The 587-nt window shown below is 80.2% G+C and carries 1 protein-coding gene; it reads right to left on the reverse strand.

Annotated features, from left to right (window positions below; genetic code table 11):
- The coding region (locus KUM32_RS37685) for a PfkB family carbohydrate kinase (protein WP_217146336.1) at positions 1 to 587 on the reverse strand (587 nt) is incomplete at both ends.

Consider the following 587-nt stretch of genomic DNA (forward strand, 5'->3'; position numbering starts at 1 on the left):
CGGCGACCGCGTCCACGCTGCCCAGGCCGGACAGCACCCGCACCCGGTCGGCGACCGGGGTCAGGGGGCGCCCCGGGCCCTTGAGGCGGGCGATGGACTCGTCGGAGTTGACGCACACGATCAGGCAGTCCCCTATCCGGCGCGCGCTCTCCAACAGCCCCACGTGCCCGGCGTGCAGCAGGTCGAAGCAGCCGCCGGTGGCCACCACCGTCCCGCCGGCGGCGCGCACCGACGCGGCCAGCTCGAAGGCGTCCACGGACCGTCGGGCGTCGGTACGGGTCGTCGGCGAGGCCCCCCACAGGTCGCCCGCGCCCGCCCCGCCGGCGGCGACGAAGGCCGCCGCCTCCGCGACCCCGCGCTGCACGGCCTCCTCCGGGAGCGCGCCGTCGGCCAGCGCGCCGGCGGTGGCCGCGGCGAAGCAGTCGCCGGCGCCGCAGGGGTCGCCCTGGGCGCGGTAGGGCGCGGGCACCAGCATCGGCCGGTCGCTGCCCGCCTCCACCAGCAGCGCCCCGCGCTCGCCGAGCGTGACGGCCACGGCCGCCGCCTGCCAGCGGTGCGCCAACCAGGCGCCGCGCGCGGCGTCGGCG

This window comes from Streptomyces sp. AC627_RSS907 (assembly GCF_019049165.1).